Genomic DNA, 1,431 nt, shown 5'->3' on the forward strand with positions numbered 1-1,431 from the left:
CAGGGCCCCGGCGAGTTTGTGATTTGGTCAGCTTGATTCCCTCACTTCCATCTTGAACAGATTGAGGGTGCGTCGGTGGCTGTAGACGTGGTGGCGCCGGCCGTGGGCGATGTTGACGTGGCCCGCGTGACGCAGGGCGCCGATGGCGAGGTTGCGGAAGGAGGCCAGGGCGCGGGGAATGGTCCCGGTTCGGGCCTGGCCGGCGTCCTCGTGGAAGGTCACGTCGCGGACGTGGTGGGTACCATTCTCGATGGCGTTCCAGTGACCACGCACGTAGGCGGCGATCTGTGCTGCCTGGGCCTGTTCGGCGGTCAGATCGGTGATGCCGTAGACCACTTCCTTGCTGCGACGCTGCCCGTCCAGGCCGCCGCGATAGCGCAGGATGCGGAACACCTGAGCGGCGTACGGGAAGTCAAGGCCCTGTGCCGGGGCCACGCGGGTGATCCGTTGTTCGGTACGGCCGTGCCCACGATCGTGCTCGATGTGGGTGGCGCCGGTGAACGCCGCATCGGTGCCGGTCAACGCCTTGAACACGGCGGCGTGCAGGGTGGGCTGATTGGCTTTGACGATCAGGACGTAGTGGCCGTGATGGTTTGCGACCAGGCAGCGGGCGGAGCTGCGCTGGGTATGCAACGCGTCCGCGGTGATGACGGCCCCGACCAGTTCCCCGGGGTTCACCTGGTCCAGCAGCCCGTCCAGGGCGGCGATCTCGCTGGTCTTGGCGGGGATCTGACGTTGGGCACGCACCGTGGCGTCGGCGTGGGCGGCCAGGCCGAGCAGATGGACCCGGCCGTCCTCGCCACGGCGGGCGCCCCTGAGCGTCTTACCGTCAGCGGCGTATCCCCTCAGCAGCCCCGAGACGAGCGCATCCTGGCGCCTGGCGACACGCCGCGCCTCCCGCTCGGTTCGCCGATCGGGCCAGGCCGGGATCGGGCCGCGGTCCTGCGGCCTTCCTGTGGCAAGATCGCCCAGGAAGCCACCGATCTGCCGGTCGAGCTGTTCGCCGTCGAGGTCGGCCAGGACCCGGCGCATCGTCCGCTCGCTGGGCGGCTGGTGCAACCCGGTCAGCGGATTGCGCCACACCAGCAGGTCAGCCAGGACCGGCTGGGGCGCGTTGTCGGCCCATTGCTCGATCGCGGTCAGCGAGTCACCGCCAACGGCCACGGTCGCACACGCGATCAACGCCAGGACCGATGCCAGCGAATGCCGTCGTCCACGCCGCGACCGCGGATCGGAAACCATCGCGAACCGATCCATAAGACTCAGCCGACTCGCCGAATCCAGAACCGATTGCTCAAGCTGCTCGCGGTCGGCAGCGCTGATCAGCGATGATGGCACGACAGGCACGGTTTCCTCTTCAGATCAGGTGGCCTCAGATACCTCTGATCTTCGGGAACCGTGCCTTTCCATCTGTGGCGGCTTGGCATTTCC

General features: G+C 67.7%; 1 protein-coding gene. It reads right to left on the minus strand.

The features are described from left to right. Positions 1–27 precede the first annotated feature (27 nt). On the minus strand, positions 28–1,338 hold the full coding sequence (locus ACGFIV_RS36270; RefSeq protein WP_358562338.1) for an ISAs1 family transposase: 1,311 nt from the start codon (positions 1,336–1,338) through the stop codon (positions 28–30). Positions 1,339–1,431 lie beyond the last annotated feature (93 nt).

The sequence above is a fragment of the Sphaerisporangium sp. NPDC049003 genome (assembly GCF_043197795.1).
GTDB lineage: Bacteria > Actinomycetota > Actinomycetes > Streptosporangiales > Streptosporangiaceae > Sphaerisporangium.